17 protein-coding genes and 1 pseudogene are annotated in these 18,476 nt (G+C 65.6%); 8 read left to right on the top strand and 10 right to left on the bottom strand.

The features are described from left to right. Positions 1-39 precede the first annotated feature (39 nt). Positions 40-1,485, bottom strand: coding sequence for a DNA repair protein RadA (gene radA, locus P6U27_RS20375; RefSeq protein WP_209295592.1), 1,446 nt, complete (start codon positions 1,483-1,485; stop codon positions 40-42). Positions 1,486-1,680: 195 nt separating this feature from the next. Between radA and P6U27_RS20370 the strand changes: the two genes are divergently transcribed. Next, on the top strand, positions 1,681-2,829 hold the full coding sequence (locus P6U27_RS20370) for an ABC transporter substrate-binding protein (RefSeq protein WP_129143371.1): 1,149 nt from the start codon (positions 1,681-1,683) through the stop codon (positions 2,827-2,829). Further along, positions 2,829-4,898 (top strand): putative bifunctional diguanylate cyclase/phosphodiesterase, encoded by a 2,070-nt coding sequence (locus P6U27_RS20365; protein ID WP_407192405.1) that lies wholly within the window; start codon positions 2,829-2,831, stop codon positions 4,896-4,898. The genes P6U27_RS20370 and P6U27_RS20365 overlap by 1 nt, the downstream gene beginning before the upstream one ends. A 12-nt stretch (positions 4,899-4,910) precedes the next feature. Here P6U27_RS20365 and P6U27_RS20360 read toward each other — a convergent pair whose 3' ends face one another. Then, on the bottom strand, positions 4,911-5,636 hold the full coding sequence (locus P6U27_RS20360) for a sulfite exporter TauE/SafE family protein (protein WP_122406716.1): 726 nt from the start codon (positions 5,634-5,636) through the stop codon (positions 4,911-4,913). Positions 5,637-6,007: 371 nt separating this feature from the next. Here P6U27_RS20360 and P6U27_RS20355 point away from each other — a divergent pair, with 371 nt between their 5' ends. After that, on the top strand, positions 6,008-6,376 hold the full coding sequence (locus P6U27_RS20355) for a GFA family protein (protein WP_129143374.1): 369 nt from the start codon (positions 6,008-6,010) through the stop codon (positions 6,374-6,376). A 3-nt stretch (positions 6,377-6,379) separates the two neighbouring features. On the opposite strand, the gene P6U27_RS20350 is transcribed toward P6U27_RS20355, so the two are convergent. Next, complete coding sequence (locus P6U27_RS20350; RefSeq protein ID WP_122403602.1) at positions 6,380-7,150, bottom strand: exodeoxyribonuclease III; 771 nt, start codon at positions 7,148-7,150, stop codon at positions 6,380-6,382. Positions 7,151-7,190: 40 nt separating this feature from the next. Here P6U27_RS20350 and P6U27_RS20345 point away from each other — a divergent pair, with 40 nt between their 5' ends. Then, positions 7,191-7,412, top strand: a complete 222-nt coding sequence (locus P6U27_RS20345) for a cysteine rich repeat-containing protein (RefSeq protein WP_122403601.1) — start codon at positions 7,191-7,193, stop codon at positions 7,410-7,412. A 134-nt stretch (positions 7,413-7,546) separates the two neighbouring features. On the opposite strand, the pseudogene alr reads toward P6U27_RS20345, so the two are convergent. From alr to P6U27_RS20330, 3 genes and pseudogenes are all read right to left on the bottom strand, one after another. Further along, a pseudogene (alr, locus tag P6U27_RS20340) lies at positions 7,547-8,813 on the bottom strand (alanine racemase). 55 nt (positions 8,814-8,868) lie between these two features. Continuing rightward, positions 8,869-10,374, bottom strand: coding sequence for a replicative DNA helicase (locus tag P6U27_RS20335; protein WP_122403589.1), 1,506 nt, complete (start codon positions 10,372-10,374; stop codon positions 8,869-8,871). Between the two features lie 804 nt (positions 10,375-11,178). Continuing rightward, the gene (locus P6U27_RS20330; RefSeq protein WP_407192404.1) at positions 11,179-12,429 is read right to left on the bottom strand and encodes a class I SAM-dependent methyltransferase; all 1,251 of its coding nucleotides are present in this window, start codon (positions 12,427-12,429) and stop codon (positions 11,179-11,181) included. A 278-nt stretch (positions 12,430-12,707) separates the two neighbouring features. Between P6U27_RS20330 and P6U27_RS20325 the strand changes: the two genes are divergently transcribed. The 3 genes from P6U27_RS20325 to P6U27_RS20315 all read left to right on the top strand — a co-directional run bounded on the left by P6U27_RS20325 (position 12,708) and on the right by P6U27_RS20315 (position 14,850). Beyond that, on the top strand, positions 12,708-13,664 hold the full coding sequence (locus tag P6U27_RS20325) for a hypothetical protein (protein WP_407192403.1): 957 nt from the start codon (positions 12,708-12,710) through the stop codon (positions 13,662-13,664). Positions 13,665-13,771: 107 nt separating this feature from the next. Next, positions 13,772-14,368, top strand: a complete 597-nt coding sequence (locus P6U27_RS20320; protein WP_122403585.1) for a TetR/AcrR family transcriptional regulator — start codon at positions 13,772-13,774, stop codon at positions 14,366-14,368. A 14-nt stretch (positions 14,369-14,382) separates the two neighbouring features. Next, complete coding sequence (locus tag P6U27_RS20315; protein ID WP_209295597.1) at positions 14,383-14,850, top strand: PaaI family thioesterase; 468 nt, start codon at positions 14,383-14,385, stop codon at positions 14,848-14,850. 122 nt (positions 14,851-14,972) lie between these two features. Here the strand turns inward: P6U27_RS20315 and rplI are convergent, their stop codons facing one another. The 4 genes from rplI to rpsF all read right to left on the bottom strand — a co-directional run bounded on the left by rplI (position 14,973) and on the right by rpsF (position 17,425). Further along, entirely contained in the window at positions 14,973-15,572 is a 600-nt protein-coding gene (rplI, locus tag P6U27_RS20310) for a 50S ribosomal protein L9 (RefSeq protein ID WP_122403583.1), read from the bottom strand. A 47-nt stretch (positions 15,573-15,619) separates the two neighbouring features. Next, complete coding sequence (locus P6U27_RS20305; RefSeq protein WP_407192402.1) at positions 15,620-16,582, bottom strand: DUF2232 domain-containing protein; 963 nt, start codon at positions 16,580-16,582, stop codon at positions 15,620-15,622. Between the two features lie 130 nt (positions 16,583-16,712). Next, a complete protein-coding gene (gene rpsR / locus P6U27_RS20300; protein ID WP_007592020.1) occupies positions 16,713-16,952 on the bottom strand; it encodes a 30S ribosomal protein S18 in 240 nt (79 codons plus the stop codon). A 5-nt stretch (positions 16,953-16,957) separates the two neighbouring features. After that, positions 16,958-17,425: a 30S ribosomal protein S6 gene (rpsF, locus tag P6U27_RS20295; RefSeq protein ID WP_209295599.1), complete on the bottom strand. Its 468-nt coding sequence runs from the start codon at positions 17,423-17,425 to the stop codon at positions 16,958-16,960. Between the two features lie 344 nt (positions 17,426-17,769). On the opposite strand from rpsF, the gene P6U27_RS20290 reads away from it, so the two are divergent. Next, complete coding sequence (locus P6U27_RS20290) at positions 17,770-18,474, top strand: TetR/AcrR family transcriptional regulator C-terminal domain-containing protein (protein ID WP_129143378.1); 705 nt, start codon at positions 17,770-17,772, stop codon at positions 18,472-18,474. Positions 18,475-18,476: the final 2 nt, after the last annotated feature.

Below are 18,476 nucleotides of genomic sequence, written 5' to 3'. Positions count from 1 at the left end.
CGGCTGTATAGCGGTGGGGACCTGCGACGTCACCTCCAGCTAACCCTGTTCACGGCGGAATCTTGCCGGTGTGGCATTTTTCTCGGCTGGCGGGTTCGATTCGCCCCGGCGGGAGCCGCGGGCGGCGATCTCGGCCACCAACGTCGTCAGGCTGTTCACCGCGTTGAGCGACAATCCGGCATCGCCGCCCGCCTCGCCCCGTGCCGATTCGGGCAGCACGGCGCGCTGAAAGCCCAGTTTTGCCGCTTCCTTCAGCCGGGCCGGGGTCTGCGCCACCGGGCGCACCACGCCCGAGAGCGAGATCTCGCCGAAATAGACCGCATCGGTCGGTAACTGCGCATTAACCAGGGACGACACCAGCGCCGCGGCAGCGGCGAGATCAGCCGCGGGCTCCTGGATGCGCAGGCCGCCCGCGACGTTCAGATAAACGTCGTGGCCGGACAGCTTGACCCCGCAATGGGCCTCCAGCACGGCAAGCACCATCGAGAGTCGGCTCGGGTCCCAGCCGACCACGGCCCGGCGCGGGGTGCCGAGCGAGGTCGGGGCCACCAGCGCCTGCAATTCGACCAGAACGGGCCTCGTGCCTTCGATGCCCGCAAAGACTGCCGTGCCGGGCGTGCCGAGATCGCGCTCGGACAGGAACAATTCGGAGGGGTTGGTGACCTCGCGCAGGCCGAGGCCCGTCATCTCGAACACACCGATCTCGTCGGTCGGCCCGAAGCGATTCTTCACGGCGCGCAGGATGCGGAATTGCTGCGAGCCTTCGCCTTCGAACGACATCACCGCGTCGACCATGTGCTCGACCACCCGGGGCCCTGCGATCTGGCCGTCCTTGGTGACATGGCCGACCAGGATGATGGCCGCTCCCGTCTTCTTGGCGAAGCGGATCAGCGCCTGGGCCGAAGCGCGCACCTGCGTCACCGTGCCGGGCGCGGACTCCACGGTGTCGGTCCACATGGTCTGGATCGAGTCGATCACGATCAGCCGGGGCACCGCGCCCTCCGACAGCGTCGAGACGATGTCCTCCACGGACGTTTCGGCCGCGAGCTGTACCGGCGCGTCCGACAGGCCGAGCCGCTCGGCGCGCAGCCGCACCTGGGCGACCGCCTCTTCGCCGGAGATGTAGACGACGCGATGGCCGGCGCGCGCCAGCAGGCTGGTCGCCTGCGTCAGCAGCGTCGACTTGCCGATACCAGGATCGCCCCCGACCAGCAGCACCGAGCCGCGGACAAAGCCGCCGCCGGTGACGCGGTCGAGCTCGGTCATCCCCGAGGACAGGCGCGGCGCATCCGGGCTTTTTCCGGCGAGACTCTCCAGCGCAAACGTCCGCCCCTTGCGCTTGGAGCGGATCGACACCGGCACGTTGCCGCCGGTGTCTTCTTCCGCGAGCGTATTCCACTCGCCGCAGGACTCGCATTTGCCCTGCCAGCGGTTATAGGCCGCGCCGCAGTTCTGGCAGACGAAGGAAAGGGTGGATTTGGCCATGAGGATAGCGAGTCGCGGGTTTCAGATTGCTGATAGCACGGAAATAGCGCCCTGATCGCCGGCGCTTCCATGATCTCGATTCGGCACGGTGGATATACCTTTCGTTAGCTCTGCGCTGCGGTGCCCGCTTGGATTTTGCCAAATGTTAGCGGACGCAGGTCCAATCTCGGAACCATTGGGGGGCGGCGAAGAGAAATGACGAGATTCTTGCGAATATTGCTCGCTGCGGGCATGGCCTGCGGCGTTTTCGCGTCCGCCGGCCGTAGCCTTGCCAAGCCCCTCGACATCGTCTTCGTCAACCCCGGCAAGACCGGCGAGGTCTTCTGGGACATGGTCGCGCAGAGCATGCAGGCTGCCGGCCGCAAGCTCGACGCGCATGTCGAGGTGCTGACCAGCGAGCGGAATTACCGCACCATGCAGGAGCTCGGCTTTAGCGTGGTGGCGCGTCCCGACAAGCCCGATTTCCTCATCCTGTCGAACGAGGAGTCCGCCGCCGTCCCGATCCTGGAGGCGGCCGAGGCTGCGGGCGTCAAGACGCTGCTGCTCTCGAACACGCTGATCGGCCAGGATGCGGCGCGTCTTGGACCGCCACGTCAGAAGCTCAAGACCTGGCTCGGCGACATCACCACCGATCTTCAAACCGCGGGCGCCCGGATGGCCAATGCGCTGATCGGCGTGGCGCGTGCCGAGAAATGGCAGAGCCCCGACGGCAAGATCCACATTCTCGGCATCGGCGGCGACGAGATCACGCCCGCCTCGATCGCCCGTAACGCCGGTCTCAAGCTCGCTGTGGATGCCGCGCCAGACGTCGTGGTGGACCGACTTCTGTTCGCCAACTGGACGGAGTCGGAGGCCGAGCGGGTCACAGCCAACTACCTGGGCTGGGCTTCTCGCAAGGAGATCCGGCCTGCCGGCATCTGGGCCGGAAACGATCCGATGGCACTCGGCGCGCTGCACGCGGTGATCGCTGCCGGTCTCGTGCCCGGTCGGAATATCCAGGTGGTGGGTCTCAACTGGTCCGAGGACGCGCTGCGCGAGATCAAGGCGGGTCGTCTGCTCCTGACCGACGGCGGGCATTTCCTGCTCGGCGGCTGGTCGATTGTTCTCCTGCGCGACTATGCCGACGGTTGCGATTTCGCAGCCGTTTCCCCCCGCGTCGAGGTCAAGACGTCGGCGATCACGCGCGACAATCTCGCTTCGATCGGCGACCTCATCAGGATGCGTGCGTTCGACCGGATCGACTTTACGCGGTTCCGGGCGAAGGCCGGCCGCTGCGGCCAATACGACTTCTCTCTCGATGCGCTCATCTCGTCGCTGCCGCTTGCAGAAGGCGTCGCGGACTGATGCGCAAGGATGAGGCGATGATCGATCCGGACTGCAACCAGGAGGGAGCGCCACCGCGCTTGCGCTCGGTCGTCCACGCGATGATCTGGGCCACCGTGCCCGTTCTGCTGCTGGTGCAACTGCTCGCCTCCGCCGGCGTCGAAGCATCGAGCTTCTGGTCGCAGGTCAGGCAGCTCGACGCCCGCATGGTCCGCGTCGCCGAGAGCCGGGCCGAGCTGATCGCCGAGCCGCTCTGGAAGATGCGCTACGACCAGGTCACGGGCGTGCTCAACGAGATCATGCACGACGAGACCATCGCGGCGGCGGCCGTCTATGACGACACGGGCGCCGCGATCGCCCGCGTGGTCGCGCGCCCCGAAGGCCAGTCGGTCGCGGAGGTCTCGCGCCCCATCCACTACAGCAACGGCAACATGGCCGTTCAGGCCGGCCGCATCGCCATCGCCTATTCCCGTACGACGCTGTATGCGGATGCGGGCAGCCGCCTGGTGCTGCTGCTGGTCGTCGGCCTGCTCGCAACGTTTGCGACGCTGATCGCCATGCGGATATCAGCCAACATCTTCATCGGCAGGCCGCTCGCGGCCATGATGTGGGCGATCCAGCGCAGCAAGCAGGACGGCCGCGCCTATCCGGCCGACGTCACATCCTCGAACGAATTCGGTCAACTCGCGCGCGCCTTCAACGCCATGCAGCACACGACGTCAGGCGCGCTGGACCGGCTCGGGCACATGGCCACGCACGATCCGCTCACCGGGCTGCCGAACCGGCGCGCCCTGACCGAGCGCCTTGCCGTGGCAAGCGGGGACGGAGGCTCGCCGGATACGCTGGTCGCGTTCTGCTTCATCGATCTCGACGACTTCAAGGGCATCAACGACACCTTCGGTCACGAGGCCGGCGACGCGTTCCTGGTTCAGATTTCGCAGCGTCTTCGTGGCGCGGTCGAAGCGGAGGACTGGGTTGCCCGGCTCGGCGGCGACGAGTTCGTCGTCATTCGTCCCGAGGTGAGCAACGAGCAGGCCGCGCACGCATTCGCACAGCAGGTGCTCGATGCCATTTCCGAACCGATCCGGCTTCACGACAAGCAGGTGGTGCCGCGCGCCAGCATCGGTCTTGCCGTGCGCCACGCCGACGATCCGGAGCTGTCGCATCTGCCGACGCTCGCCGACATCGCGCTCTATCATGCCAAGAGCAAGGCGCCCGGCACGGTCGCCGTGCTGGACGAAGCGCTCCAGCGCGACTATCGCCGCCGCCGGGATATCGAGCTTGCCATTCCCACCGGTTTCGCCGAAGGGCAGTTCGAGGTCTGGTACCAGAGCCAGGTCGATCTCGAAAGCCACGAGGTCGTCGGTCTGGAAGCGCTGATCCGCTGGCGCCATCCTGAACATGGCTTGATCGGTCCCGGCGAATTCTTGCCGCTGATCGAGCGCAGCGGCAACAATGCGCGGTTGACCCGCTACGTGCTGACCGATGCCTGCCGGGCGTTGCAACGATTGGCAGCCGCCGGCAGGCCGCAGATCCGGATCGCGATCAATCTGCCGCCGTCCGAGCTTGCCGACCATTCGCTCGCCGCCGAGCTGCGCGCGACCTGCGCGCGCTTCGGTGTCGCGGCATCGCTGCTCGAGCTCGAGATCACCGAGGGATCGCTGATCAACAACATCGCCAGCGCCTCCGAGACGCTGCATCGCCTGCGGCGCTTGGGCGCCACGATCGCACTCGACGATTTCGGCACCGGGTACTCTTCGCTCGCGCATCTCAGGCGCTTCCCGCTCGACAAGGTCAAGATCGACAAGGCGTTCATCCGGGAGATTCCGGACAGCGCGGAAGACAAGGCCATCGTCGGCGTCATTGCATCGCTCGCCGGCACGCTGGGGCTGACCCTGGTCGCAGAAGGCATCGAGCGGGCCGATCAGGCCGAGGCCATGCGTGAGATGGGCGTGGGGCTCGGGCAGGGATTCCTCTATCAGCGGCCGCAGCCGCTCGAGGCCGTGCTGCACTGGCTCGAGGGGCAGCCGGCGGCGGCGAGCCGCGTCATCACCGAGAGCCCATCGATCACCCCGGAATTCGCTGCCTGAGCCGCCGCCGTGTCACGGCTGAGCTGCGTTCCAAAGCATCGAGAGCCCGGCCGCGATCATGATCGCGTCCATCACGAGGCGGAACACGTCCGGCTTCAGATGCAGCACGAAACGTTTCGCGATGAAAGCGCCTGACATCAGTGAGGAGCCCGCGATCAGGCCCTTGATGAAGACGTCGCCCGTCAGCGCGCCGAAACGCTCGAAGGTCACTGATTTCGCGAAATAGAGGCCGAGCGAGGAGGCCGCCTCGGTGGCAAGGAAAGCGCCCTTGGACAGGCCATAGAACAGGAACAGCGGCACGCTGAGCGGGCCGGTCGAGACCACGATGCCGGTGAGATAGCCGATCACCGCGCCGCCGATCGCGAGATGCCAGAGATTGGCCTTCAGGTCATGCCGTGCCAGCCAGTGCCGCACCGGCACCATCGCGATCAGGAAGCTGCCGATGGCGAGATCGACCGCATGCGAGGGCAGCGCCAGCAACGTCCGCGCACCGAGTGCAGCCGCCGGAATGCCCGTCGCCGAATAGGCCGCGCAGGCCCGCCAATCGACCTCGCGCCACCACGCCAAAATCCGGGAAAAATTCGCCATCACGGAAGCCACGGCCATGATCGGCACGGCCTCCTTCGGCCCATAGGCATAGACCAGCACCGGCATCAGCATGATCGACGAGCCGGTGCCGACGATGCCTGAGATGGTGCCGGCGATGAGGCCGACGATGAGAACGAAGAGGAAGGCCAAGGCGATCTCCACGAATCGGGAGAGTTTAGCCGCGGGCCGCGCCCCGAGCGATGCGTTCTACGCGAGGGCAGCTATCGGGCAGTGCACCGGCCATCAGCAATAACGCGGATCGCGTCGAGCCTCCCGAAGAGTACTCGCCGCCGCCGAGAGGCACCTGTGGAGTTCCTGGATGCTGACATCCTGCCAGTGTTTTGCCCGACGAGTCAAACCGAACTCCGAATAAGCGCAAGTCATTGAACGGACAGGGGTCGGCTACTGTGCATGGGGTTGTTTTTCATATTTTTGTTTTTGTCCTGGCATCCCGCGCTGCTGACAGCATGTTGGCAGCAGGGGCGGGCTACGACCCTCTCCTGACAAATGGGGAACGGATCATGCCGATCGAGGCGAGTTGTCATTGCGGTGAGACGGTGTTCGAGGTGACGGAGGCGCCTTCGAGCGTGACGCGCTGCACCTGCACGCTCTGCGCCAAGCGCGGCGCGCTGTGGGCCTATTACACGCCGGCGCAGTTTCGATTGCTGTCACCGGCGGAGAACGTCGCGACGTATCTCTGGGGCAGCCGCACCGTCAAACACCATTTTTGCGCGGCTTGCGGCTGCGGCACCTATTCGGAGTCGCCGGACTGGTCGAGCGGCAAGCCCGACTTCGACAATCCCAAGGTCGCCGTCAATGCGCGCCTGTTCGACGACTTCGATCTCGATGCCGTGCCGGTGAACGTGATCGACGGCAGGAATTTGTGGTGAGGGTCACCGCAACACCACCCACGCCGGCGCATGATCGCTCGCGCCGTCCTCGCCGCGAATGTTCTTGTCGACGCCGGCTTTGGCCAGACGCGGGGCGAGGGCGGGGCTGAGCAGGAGATGATCGAGCCGCAGGCCCGCATCGCGCAGCCAGCGGTTTCGTTTGTAGTCCCAGAAGGTGTAGATGCGCTGGCCCGGATGCAGCTCGCGGATCGCATCGCACCAGCCTTGTTCGACCAGCGCGGCGAACGCGGCGCGGCTCTTCGGCTGGATCAGCGCATCCTTGTCCCACGAGCGCGTCGGGTAGATGTCGATTTCCGTCGGCGCGACGTTGTAGTCGCCGGCGAGCACCACGGGCAGGTCGTGCTTGATGAAGGTCTTGGCGTGGCGCCTCAGCCGCGCGAACCAGTCGAGCTTGTAGTCGAATTTCGGTCCCGGCTGCGGATTGCCGTTCGGCAGATAGATGCTGGTGACGATGATGCCGCGCACGGCGGCTTCGATGTAGCGGGCTTCGAGATCGCTCGCCTTTCCCGGCAAGCGATCGCGGGTCATCACGGGCGCGGCGTTGCGGGCGAGGATGGCGACGCCGTTCCAGGTCTTTTGTCCACACCACACCGCGCCGTAGCCGGCCTTTTCGATGGCGGCCGCCGGAAATTCGCCATCACTTGCCTTCAACTCTTGAAGTGCGACGACGTCGGGCTTCGCGACGCGCATCCATGCCAACAGATTGGGCAGGCGGCGGTTGATGTTGTTGATGTTGAATGTCGCGATCTTCATGTAGAGCTAGCGGCTCCTGCCTTCCGTCACCGGAGATCCAATGTCCAAGTTGAGCTTTGTTGCCATCGCACTCGTCATCGCGTTCTCCGGAGGCGTATCGGCACAATCGTCCGATCCGCGCGGCGCGTGCAAGGCGGACTATGACAAATTCTGCGCCGGCGTCGCGCCGGGCGGCGGCCGCGTCGTTGCCTGCCTCAACGGCAAGCGCGATCAGCTCAGCGCTGCCTGCAAGACGGCGATCGACAGCCGGAAGAAGCAGTAGACCTCGCGTCCCGGACGCGCGGAGCGCGAGCCGGGACCGAGACGGCGACACGGTATGCTGTTGAGAGATGGGCCCCGGCTCTGCAGCGCACTACGCCGCGAATCGCGGCGCGCTGCGTCCGGGGCACGAGTCGCTTAGCTCGGCGGTCGCGGAGAGTTTGCGGGCTGCTCGACCGGCGGCGGCTCGGCCGCCTTGCACGAGTTCAGGCTTGACCAGCGGCTCGACAACATTGCCGCCCTTGTAGACGCGGGCATAGCGGTGGCCGAGGCTGGTCAGCACCTCGTAACCGATGGTGCCGAAATGGTGCGCGAGCTCGTCGACGGTGATGCCGTCTCCGAGCAGCGTCACCATGTGGCCGCGTCGCGCCGCGTTCGGCGGCAGGTCGGTGATGTCGATGGCGATCAGGTCCATGGAGATGCGGCCCGCGATCGGGCAGCGTTTGCCGGCCACGATGACCTCGGCGCCGCGGGTGCCGTCATTGGAGCTCGCGGCACGGAAATAGCCGTCGGCATAGCCGACCGCGATGATCGCAAGCTTGGTCGGCCGCCGCGCCGTCCAGGTACCGCCATAGCCGACGGTTTCGCCGCGCTCGATGGTGCGGATCTGCACGATCCGTGCCTTGAGGTCGACCACCTGCTGCATGGGATTGTCGGCTTCCGGCGTCGGGTTGACGCCATAGAGCGCAGCCCCCGGTCGCACCAGGTCGAACTGGAAGGGCGCGCCGAGGAAGATGCCGGAGGAATTGGCGAGGGCCGCCGGGACGCCCGAGAACTCACTGGCGATGCTGCGGAAGGTCGCGAGCTGTCTTGCATTGACCGGGCTGTTGAGCTGCTCGGCCGAGACCAGATGGCTCATCACCAGCGTGATGCCGTGATCCCCGGCGTTGATGCGGGGGATGATGGCCTGCGCATCCGATAAGGTCAGGCCGAGCCGATTCATGCCGGTGTCGATGTGAACGGCAGCGCCTCCGTTCCAGCCGGTGCGGCGGCAGAACACGTCCCATTCGGCGAGCTCGTTGAGATCGCCGATCACGGGCCGGCAGTTGATCTGGGCGTAGTGCTCGCCGGTGTTCTGGAAATAGCCGCCGAGCACGTAGATCGTGGGTTCCGGAACGGCTGCGCGCACCTTGCGCGCTTCCTCGATGGTGGCAACGAAGAAGGTCTTGCAGCCGGCCTTGCTCAGCGCGCGCGAGACCTCGGCGGCGCCGCAGCCATAGGCGTCGGCCTTGATCACCGCCGCGCATTCCGCCGGCACCGCCGTCTTCTCGAGCTTGCGCCAATTGGCGATGATCGCGTCGAGATCGATGGTCAGCACGCCGCCATAGGCGGCGAGCGCGGCAGCCTGATTGGCCTCTGCGGAGAGAGGGCCGGATTGCGGGATCGTTTTCGGGTCGGACGCCATTGTCATGGCGCCGTTTTACGCAAGAGGCCCGTGCCGTTCAACCCGGGTGCACGATCTAGTAGTCGCTGCGGTCCGGCAGCTGGCCGTCATGCGCGAGGTCGCCGAAGCGCGTGACCGAGGAATCGAAGTGCAGTTCGACCGTGCCGGTCGGACCGTGGCGCTGCTTGCCGATGATGACTTCGGCGCGGCCGACGGTGCGTTCCATGTCGGCCTGCCATTTGGCGTGCTCCTCGGTGCCGGGACGCGGCTCCTTCATGGCGAGGTAATATTCCTCGCGGAACACGAACAGCACGACGTCGGCGTCCTGCTCGATCGAGCCGGATTCGCGCAGGTCCGAGAGCTGCGGCCGCTTGTCATCGCGCGATTCCACCTGACGCGAGAGCTGCGACAGCGCGATCACGGGAACGTTGAGCTCCTTGGCCAGCGCTTTCAGGCTGGTGGTGATCTCCGTGATTTCCTGCACGCGGCTGTCGCTGGCGCGCTTGCCCGAACCTGAGAGCAGCTGGATGTAATCGATCACCAGCAGATCGAGGCCCTTCTGGCGCTTGAGGCGACGCGCGCGCGCCATCAGCTGCGCGATCGACAGACCGCCGGTGGCGTCGACATAGAACGGCAGCGACTGCAGTTCGATCGAAACCTGGCGGATCTTCTCGAAATCGGCTTCCGAGATGCCGCCGCGGCGGATGTGGGAGGAGGGGATGCCGGTGCGCTCGGCGACGATACGCGTGGCGAGCTGGTCGGCCGACATTTCGCAGGAGAAGAAGCCGATCACGCCGCCATTGGCGGCTTTCATGGTGCCGTCGGCCTGCAGTTCGGGCACGTAGGCCTGGGCGACGTTGTAGGCGATGTTGGTCGCCAGCGACGTCTTGCCCATGCCGGGACGTCCCGCGACGATGATGAGGTCGGAAGGCTGCAGCCCGCCCATCTTGGTGTCGAGGTCGCGCAGGCCCGTCGAGATGCCCGACAGCTTGCCGTCGCGCTGGAACGCCTTTGCGGCGAGATCGACCGCAACCGTCAGCGCCTGCGAGAATTTCTGGAAGCCGCCGTCATAGCGGCCGGATTCGGCGAGCTCGTAGAGGCGGCGCTCGGCGTCCTCGATCTGTGCGCGCGGCGCGAAGTCGACCGGCGCGTCATAGGCGACATTGACCATGTCCTCGCCGATGCCGATCAGGTCGCGCCGCAGCGACAGGTCGTAAATGGTGCGGCCGTAGTCTTGGGCGTTGATGATGGTGGTGGCTTCGGCCGCAAGCCGCGCCAGATACTGACCGATGGTCATGCCGCCGACATCGGTGTCGGCGGGCAGGAAGGTCTTCAGCGTGACGGGTGTCGCGATCTTGCCCATCCGGATCAGGCTGCCGGCGGTCTCGAAGATGGTCTGGTGCAGCGGCTCGAAGAAATGCTTCGCCTCCAGGAAGTCGGAGACGCGGTAGAAGGCGTCGTTGTTGACCAGGATCGCGCCCAGGAGGCTCTGTTCCGCCTCGATATTGTGCGGCGCGCTCCGATAGGCGGGAGTTCCGGCATCGGGCGCGAGTTTGAGAACGTTCGAATCAGTCAGGGCCATGGTCGGACGTGCTTAGCAATTTTCTTGGGCGGATGCGGGGCCGGGATAAAGCGCCGCCTCAAGCCAAAGCGGAAGCAAAAGCTGGCCGCTATCAACCGCTCAGTTAAAATGGTGGATGATTGGCAGCTGCGGCACGCGCCGCGCTTGACGAGATTTTCGCGGAACCGGTGCGCGCTGGAAGCGGCCGCGCGGTCGCGCCGTGGAAAAATCCTGGACCCCATGAACCTGTCGGCTGGCGCGCAGACCTATCGAGGAGCGCGCGAAATTGACGCGCGCCGGCCGGCTTCGGCTCGGGTTCAGACCAACAGGAGGTAGACCAGCGCAACCAGGGCCGCCCCGACGCCGGTGACGATCAGGGCGTAATCGGTGCGGAGGTCGTCCTGCACGTCGAATGAGGTTTGGCTCTTTTTGCTCATGGCGGCGGTCTAAGCCAGCCCCGACCAGACTTATGTGAAGCAGATCACATCTCCCCGGATTCTTTCGGGGCCAATGCCGGAACTAGCAGGCGGATCGGAGATTGTCCCATTTCCCCCGCCAACAGGGACACGAGGCGAGCGATGCGGCCAGAACAGCGGCACCAGAATTGGCGAAGCGAGGCAGGCAGCCGGCTTTGGCTGTCCGGGTTGATCGCGGCCATGAAGCAGGCTGAACGCCCTGACGTGCGTCGCCAGCCGGTCGCACCCGAGGTCCTGCTGGAATTGCGGGCGCAACTGGCTTTAACCGCCTCTTTCCGCACAGTTCGGATTTCGACCCTGCGCCACTAGGACCTCTGACCAGGGACTTGGCCCAATAGGGGACTTGGCCCTATTCACCAGCCAGCTTGAGCCGGGGCTTGCTCGCGCCTTCACGCGCCCGCAGCCGGGCTTCCTCCCGCGGGATGTAGTCGCGGATCATCGGCACCACGCCCTGGCGACGGGTGAGCTGGATCTGGAAGTTCATCATGGCTTGCTTGCGGAACGTCATCTCGCAGGCCGCCAGATAGAATTCCCACATCAGGGCGAAGCGCTCGTCGTAGAGCTGCACGGCCTCCTCGCGCCGCGCCATGAAGCGCTCCCGCCACGCCTTCAACGTCTCGGCATAGTGCAGGCGCAAGATCTCGATGTCGCAGACCAAGAGGCCGGCGCGCTCGATCGCCGGCAGCACCTCCGATAGGGCGGGGATGTAGCCGCCGGGGAAGATGTATTTCGCGATCCAGGGATTGGTCGAATCCGGGCCCTGCGAACGGCCGATCGAATGCAGCAGCATGATGCCGTCCTCGCTCAGCAGTTCGGCGCAGCGCTGGAAGTAGGCCTCGTAGAACCTTGCCCCGACATGTTCGAACATGCCGACCGAAACGATCCGGTCGAACTTACCATCAATGTCGCGGTAATCCTGGAGCAGGAATCTGGCCGAGGCCGTCAGGCCCTTTTCGGCTGCGCGCGCGTTGGCGACCTGCAACTGCTCGGTCGACAGCGTGACACCGGTGACATCGGCGCCGGCGATCTCTGCGAGATAGAGCCCTAGGCCGCCCCAGCCGGAGCCGATGTCGAGCACCCGCTGGCCGTCCTTGATGAGAAGCTTCGCCGCAATGTGCCGCTTCTTGGCAAGCTGCGCGTCGTCCAGCGGCATCTCAGCCGTTTCGAAATAGGCGCAGCTATATTGCTTGTCGGCATCGAGAAAGAGCGAATAGAGCCGGCCGTCGAGATCGTAATGGTGCGCCACATTGCTACGGGCGCGCGAGCGCGGATTGAACTGCTTCAAGTGTCGGGTCAGGTAGCGCAGGTGCCACCACGGTTTTGCCCACTGCGGCAATAGGTCGGGTTGATCGAGCAGGATCGCGAGGGCATCAGCTATGGTGCCGCGTTCGACCACGAACTCGCCGTTCATATAGGCCTCGCCAAGCCCCAGTTCGGGATTGATGAGGATCTTCCGCTCCGCGTCCGCGGTGACGAAGCGCACCGCGACCGGCTCACCAGAGCCGTCGCCGACGGTAAACTTCGATCCGCTTGCGCTGGTCACCGTCATCGACCCGCGGCGGATGAATTGAGACAGGAATCTGCGCAACAAACGGTCCATCGGCACTTCCTCTCGAGCGAACCCGAAAGATGCGACTAACCCGGCCTTCACATCTGACGCCCAGGCGCCGCAGCGGTTCCTATGCGTTTGCATCTAAATGTAGCGAGGCGGTTCCAGCCGCGCTATTGCACTCTGCTCAAAGCCGATATTCAAAAACCGCTTAATCACATCCTTGCGCGTGAGCCTGCTTCCATTCGCGGCTCAATCGGTTAAAAGGTCACCCGCCGCCGCGCCGGATGCCGGCTGCATTCGCGTTAAATTCAACGGAGACAATGGGAATGTCGAGCCGAGCGCTCAGCCTCGCGACGGTGACGGTGTTGCTTCTGATCTGCTTCGGTGTAGCCGATTCCGTTCTTGCGCAGGCGACGAACCTCGAGGCCGGCAAGACCCCGTCCCAGCTTTTCGCGCAGACCTGCAATGCCTGCCACAAGAGCCCGCGCGGACTTTTGAAATCCGTGGCGCCGGGCTCGCTGCCGGGATTCCTGCGCCAGCACTACACCACGAGCTCGGACATGGCGGGCATCCTCGCCTCATATCTGGTCTCGAACGGTGCCACCGATACCCGCTACCAGGCCAAGGACGGCAAGAAGGACGGCGCCAAGGAGAAGGAAGCGAGCACCGCTCCGGGCCAGTCGCCTGAACATCACGGCCGCCGCCAGCGCTCGCAAGAGGCCGCCAGGCCCGAGGGCGAGGGCACCGCTCCGGCCACCGAGGGCGCGCGTCAGAAGCGTGCTGCGCGGCCCAGCGAGGACGGCGCGAAGCCGGAGGGACAGGCGGCGCCCGAGCCACGCAAAGGCAAGCGGCGCGCTAAGCCCGGGACTGAGGAAGCCCCGAAGGTCGATGCTGCCGCCCCGTCTATCGAAGACAAGAGCGAGCCAAAGGCCGAGACCGTCAGGCCCGACAGCGCCAAGGCCGAGCCCGATGGCGGCAAGGCATCCGAGAAGCCCGTCGAGACCAAGCCTGACAGCGCGAAGGTCGAGCCGCGCGAGGCTCCGGCATTACCACCCGACCCCGTCCCGCAAGCGACGCCGGCTGCAGCTGTCGACGCAAAGCCTGCCGAGCCGGCGGCGCCCAAGCCGGCGGAAGAGGCTGTTTCCAAGCCCGCCGCGCCTGCGGCCAGCTCCGAACGCGCGGCCAAATCGCAGCAGGAGCGGGCATCGCCCGCCGCCGCTGCAGCCGCGCCCCCTGCGCCAGCCGAGTCATCCGGTCCGCCGGCACCGCCGATCTCGCGCTAAGCCGCCACTTCTTTTGACCGACATGCGGAGGCCGCCTTCATCGCGGCCTCCGCGTCCTATTGACCGGCAGTAGAGTAACACTCTAGAGTGATGCTCTCGGAGGCGTGATGGCGAACAGCGTGCGCGACGATCTGCTGGCAGCCGGGCTGATGGTGTTCGACCGTGTCGGCTTCGAAGCCGCGACGGTCGCCGCGATCCGCGCCCGGGCGCGCGCCTCCAATGGCAGCTTCTTTCACGTCTTCGGCTCGAAGAAGGAGCTCGCCGGCGCGCTGTTTCTGGAGGTTTTGCGGCACTATCACGCCGCGGTGCTGGCCGCGCTTGATCCCGTCCCCGACGCGGAGCAGGGCATCGATCGTCTGATCCGGGCGCACCTCGACTGGGTCGTCACCAGCCGGCGCGAGGCGCGCTACCTGTTCGAGATCTCGCGCAGCGAATGGGGCGAGGACGTGCGCGACGCCCAGCGCGCACAGAATGCGCGGCTTGCCGAAGGCATTGAACGCTGGCGCGCGCCTCTGGTTGCAAGCGGCGAACTTCTGCCCATGACGCCGGTGATGTTCGTCAGCCAGCTGATCGGTCCGGCGCAGATCTTCTGCCGCGCCTACCTGTCGGGGCGCGACCGCACCGATCCGCGAATTGAGGCCGACACGCTGATCGCCTGCGCCAATCGTGCGCTGAGGCCATGCGACCGCATCAACAAGCAATGAGGAGAGACGACTGCATGCGAGTCGACGTTGATCCGGAATTCGCGCCAATTGCCGAGCGCATCCACACCAATGTCGGCCGGCAGGGTTTTATGAACCTGGTCGGCGCCGAGCTCTCGGAATTGTCGCGCGGCACCTGCACCATCGCGGTGGAGCGGCGGCCGGAGCTCTTGCAGCAGCACGGCTTCTTCCACGGCGGCGTCACCGCCTTCCTGGTCGACAATGCCACGACGATCGCAGCCGCCAGCTCGCGCGGTCAGCCGGCGCTGACGGCCGAATACAAGCTCAACCTATTGTCGCCTGCGGTCGGCGAGAAGCTGATCTGCCGCGCCAGGGTGATCAAGCCGGGCCGGCAGGTCTCGGTGGTCGCCGCCGATGTGTTCTGCGTCAGTGATGGTGTGGAGAAGCATACGGCAACCGCACTCGCCTCGATCGCGATGTTGAGCGAGGATGTTGCCGGCAAAGCGAAAAGCCCGGCCGCCTGAGGCGACCGGGCTGATCCAACCCTCCATTGTCATTGCCGGGCTTGACCCGGCAATCCATCCTTCAACAAGAGTCCTTTGATGATGGATGCGCGGGGCAAGCCCACGCATGACGTGTTGTACTCTTACTTCTCTTCCGCAGCCGGCGCCGGCACGACGTCTTCGTGCTGGGCTTCCGGATCGAAGAACTCGCCTGCGGCGGCGATCGCCTCGGCGGCCGCATCGCGATCCTCGTTGCGGGTCGAGATGTCCTCGCCGCGATTGATGCGCTCGGCTTCGTCCTGGCTGCGCGCGACCGTTACGGTGATCTCGACCTCGACCTCGGGGTGAACCGCAACGGTGACCGTGTGCTTGCCGATGACCTTGATCGGTGCGTCGAGCTGCACCTGCGGGCGGTCGAGATGGACGCCGTCGGTCTCGAAGGCGAGGACGAGGTCGCGCACCGTGACCGAGCCGAATAGCTGGCCGGCTTCGGAGGCCTGGCGGATCACGATGATGTTCTTGCCCTCGATCTTCTCGGCGACCTTGGACGCTTCGCCCTTGGCCTTGAGGTTGCGAGCCTCGAGCTCGGCCTTCATGCCGTCATACTTGGCCCGGTTGTCGGCGGTGGCGCGGAGCGCCTTGCCGCGCTTGAGCAGGAAATTGCGGGCATAGCCGTCGCGAACCTTCACGACTTCGCCCATCTGGCCGAGCTTGTTGACGCGTTCCAGCAAAATGACTTCCATATTCGTTCTCCTTTTGAAGTGTTCTGCAAGTTTCAGTTTCGGGTGACTTAAGGGGTTGGCAGTGGTGGCGGCTGCCGGCTGCGCAGGAAGCGCTCGCGGAAGCCGAACACGGCATCCGCAAGGCCGAGGATCACCATCGCGATCACGGGCCATCCGAACACGACGACGACGGCGTAGGTCGAGCCGAGCCAGAACGTGCGGCTCTTCAGCGCGAGCGTGAGCGTATGCAGCACGGCGAAACCGGTCAGCGCATAGCCCATCATCAGCGCGGCCGTGGCGATCTGCGCGACGATGGCGAGCAGCCCGCCAGTGAAGCAGAGGGCGAGGGCGATACAGAGCGCCACCAGTGTCATCGGCGGCAGCTCGGCCGTCATCAGATCCGGCCAGGGACGGCGCAGCCGACCTGACGTCGCGGTCACCTTGGCGCTGAGCCAGAGATTGAGAGTCAGGGTCATCATCGCGATGATGGTGGCGGCGGCTGGCGCGATGTGCACCAGCGCGTCGACGAACTGGCTGGCTTCGCCCGAGGTTTGCGGGTCGGCGGCGCGGAGCAGGCGCATCAGGCCGCGCCGCAGCGTGCCGGTGATGGTTTCGGCGTCGGTGCCGAGCGTGAGCAGAGCGGCGATCGTGGTCAGCACGGCGAAGCCTGCGATCCAGAGCAGGATACGGCCGACGGGGTACCACTCGATCTCCGGCTCGGCGGCGTCCGGCGCGACACGAGCCACCTGGCGGCCGAGCAGGACGAGATGGCCGAGCCACCAGGCCGGCAACGCGACGGTGACGGCGAAGGCGATGCAGTAGGGCAGGCCGAACAGGGCGCCGAGCCCGATCGCGGCGGCAATGCCGCCGAGGCTGGCGCAAAGCGGTCCCCAGCCGATCGCGGCGACCATCAGCGGCAGCGGTGCGAGATAGAACAGGACGAGCGAGATCAGTGCGCCCGAGATGATCGAGGCGAACATCAGGGCCGACGCGGCGCCGGCGATCAGGGCTATCAGCACAAATGGCATCATCAGCTGTCCCGCTCCCTTCGAGCGGTTAGAGGCATCGTTTGCCCCAACCATCGGCGACCGGACGACCCGGAAGCCTTATGAGTTCTAGAAGTCGCGACCGGCGGCCTGGCCGCCGGTCGAAGTGGTCGTATCAGCGAATGACGTAGGGCAACAGGCCCAGGAAGCGCGCACGCTTGATGGCGCGGGCGAGCTCACGCTGCTTCTTCGCGGACACCGCGGTGATGCGGCTCGGCACGATCTTGCCGCGCTCGGAGACGTAACGCATCAAGAGCTTGGAGTCCTTGTAGTCGATCTTCGGAGCATTGGCGCCCGTGAACGGGCAGCTCTTGCGACGACGAAAAAACGGGCGGCGTGCACCAGCTTCAGCCATGATTCTTACTCCCCATCCGTGGTTTCAGCTTCATCGCGCGCACGGCGCGGACCGCGATCACCGCGGAAACCGCCCTCGCGGTCGCCCCGGAAGCCGCCTTCACGCTCGCCGCGGAAGCCACCGCCGCGGTCGTCACGCTCGCGATCACGGTCGGCCTTGCGCATCATCGCGGACGGGCCTTCCTCGAGCTCCTCGACGCGGACGCTGAGATAGCGGATCACGTCCTCGCTGATGCGCTCCTGGCGCTCGATCTCGGCGATCGCCGCGGACGGCGCATCGATGTTGAGCAGCACGAAGTGCGCCTTGCGGTTCTTGTTCATGCGGTAGGTGAGGGAGCGCACGCCCCAATTCTCGGTCTTGGTGACCTTGCCGCCGAGACCTTCGACGATGCCGGTCATCTGCGCAGTCAGCTCTTCGACCTGCTGCGGGCTCGCGTCCTGACGCGCGAGAAAAACATGCTCGTAAAGAGGCATGGACGTCCTTTCCTCATGTTGGCGCATCGCCCGGCGTCAAACCCTTAAGAGACCTTCGGAAAGGACTCTGGGATCAAGCTCAGAAGGCGGAAACACGGGACGACGGGCCGACTGGCCCTGCCACACCAAAATCACGAATGATTTGCTGGGACCGTCCGTTCAGCTCCCGGCCGGGGTCTGCGGATGCGCGCCTTATACGGATTTTGGCCGGCTTTGCAAGGTTGGCGGGACATTTTCGATCCGGATCCTCCCGTCGCGGCGAGGTCAGGCCCATCCTCCCATACCACATCCGGCTTGATCTATTTGTTTGTATGTCATACAAATAACTCAACAATGAGGATCCCATGGCGGAAACGTCGGCCTTTGCACCGCTCGAGGCGGCAGGCGATCCCAAGCACGCTGCGCGCGCGACGCGGTCGGCCGGCCGCAAGATGCGGTCGTTGCTCTTGGATGCTGCGAGCCCGCTGTTTCGGGAGCGCGGGCTGTCCGGCACGTCGATCACCGACATCGCAGCCGCCGCGGACGCGTTCCCGAGCCAGATTACCTATTACTTCCGCACCAAGGAGGCGCTGTTCGTCGAATGCGCCTGCCGCGATCTCTTGTACCTGGCGCGCGCCACCGAGCAGGCGGCGCTGAAGGCGCGCACGCCCCGGGAATACACCCACGCGCTCGCCGCGACCGTGACGGCGGGCGATTCGGTCGCCTTCTTCGCCGAAGCGCTGGCATTGACACGTCGCCGCCAGGATCTCGCACCGCTGGTCGAGCGTACCATCGAGCGCCTGCACAGCGAAGGCGCGCGCGCCTATGCGGGCCAGGTCGAGCGGCACGGCTGGCGCTCGCTGCGCGCGCCCGACGAAAGCTCGCGGCGCTTCTGGGCCGTCGCCATCGGCGTCATTCTCGAAGGCTACGCGATGGGCCGTTCGCCCGAGGAGCTCTGCGCCGAGATGCTGCGCGTGCTGGGCGAGCAGGCGAAATCCACTGAAGACACCGGGCGCCTGCGTCTCGTCGAGGAGCGCGACGCATCCAGCAATTCGAATGGAGAGGGTTAGGC

The organism is Bradyrhizobium sp. STM 3566, assembly GCF_045571445.1.
Lineage (GTDB): Bacteria > Pseudomonadota > Alphaproteobacteria > Rhizobiales > Xanthobacteraceae > Bradyrhizobium > Bradyrhizobium vignae.
The sequence above is the reverse complement of the archived record's forward strand: the minus strand, read 5'-3'. Positions and strand labels throughout refer to the sequence as shown.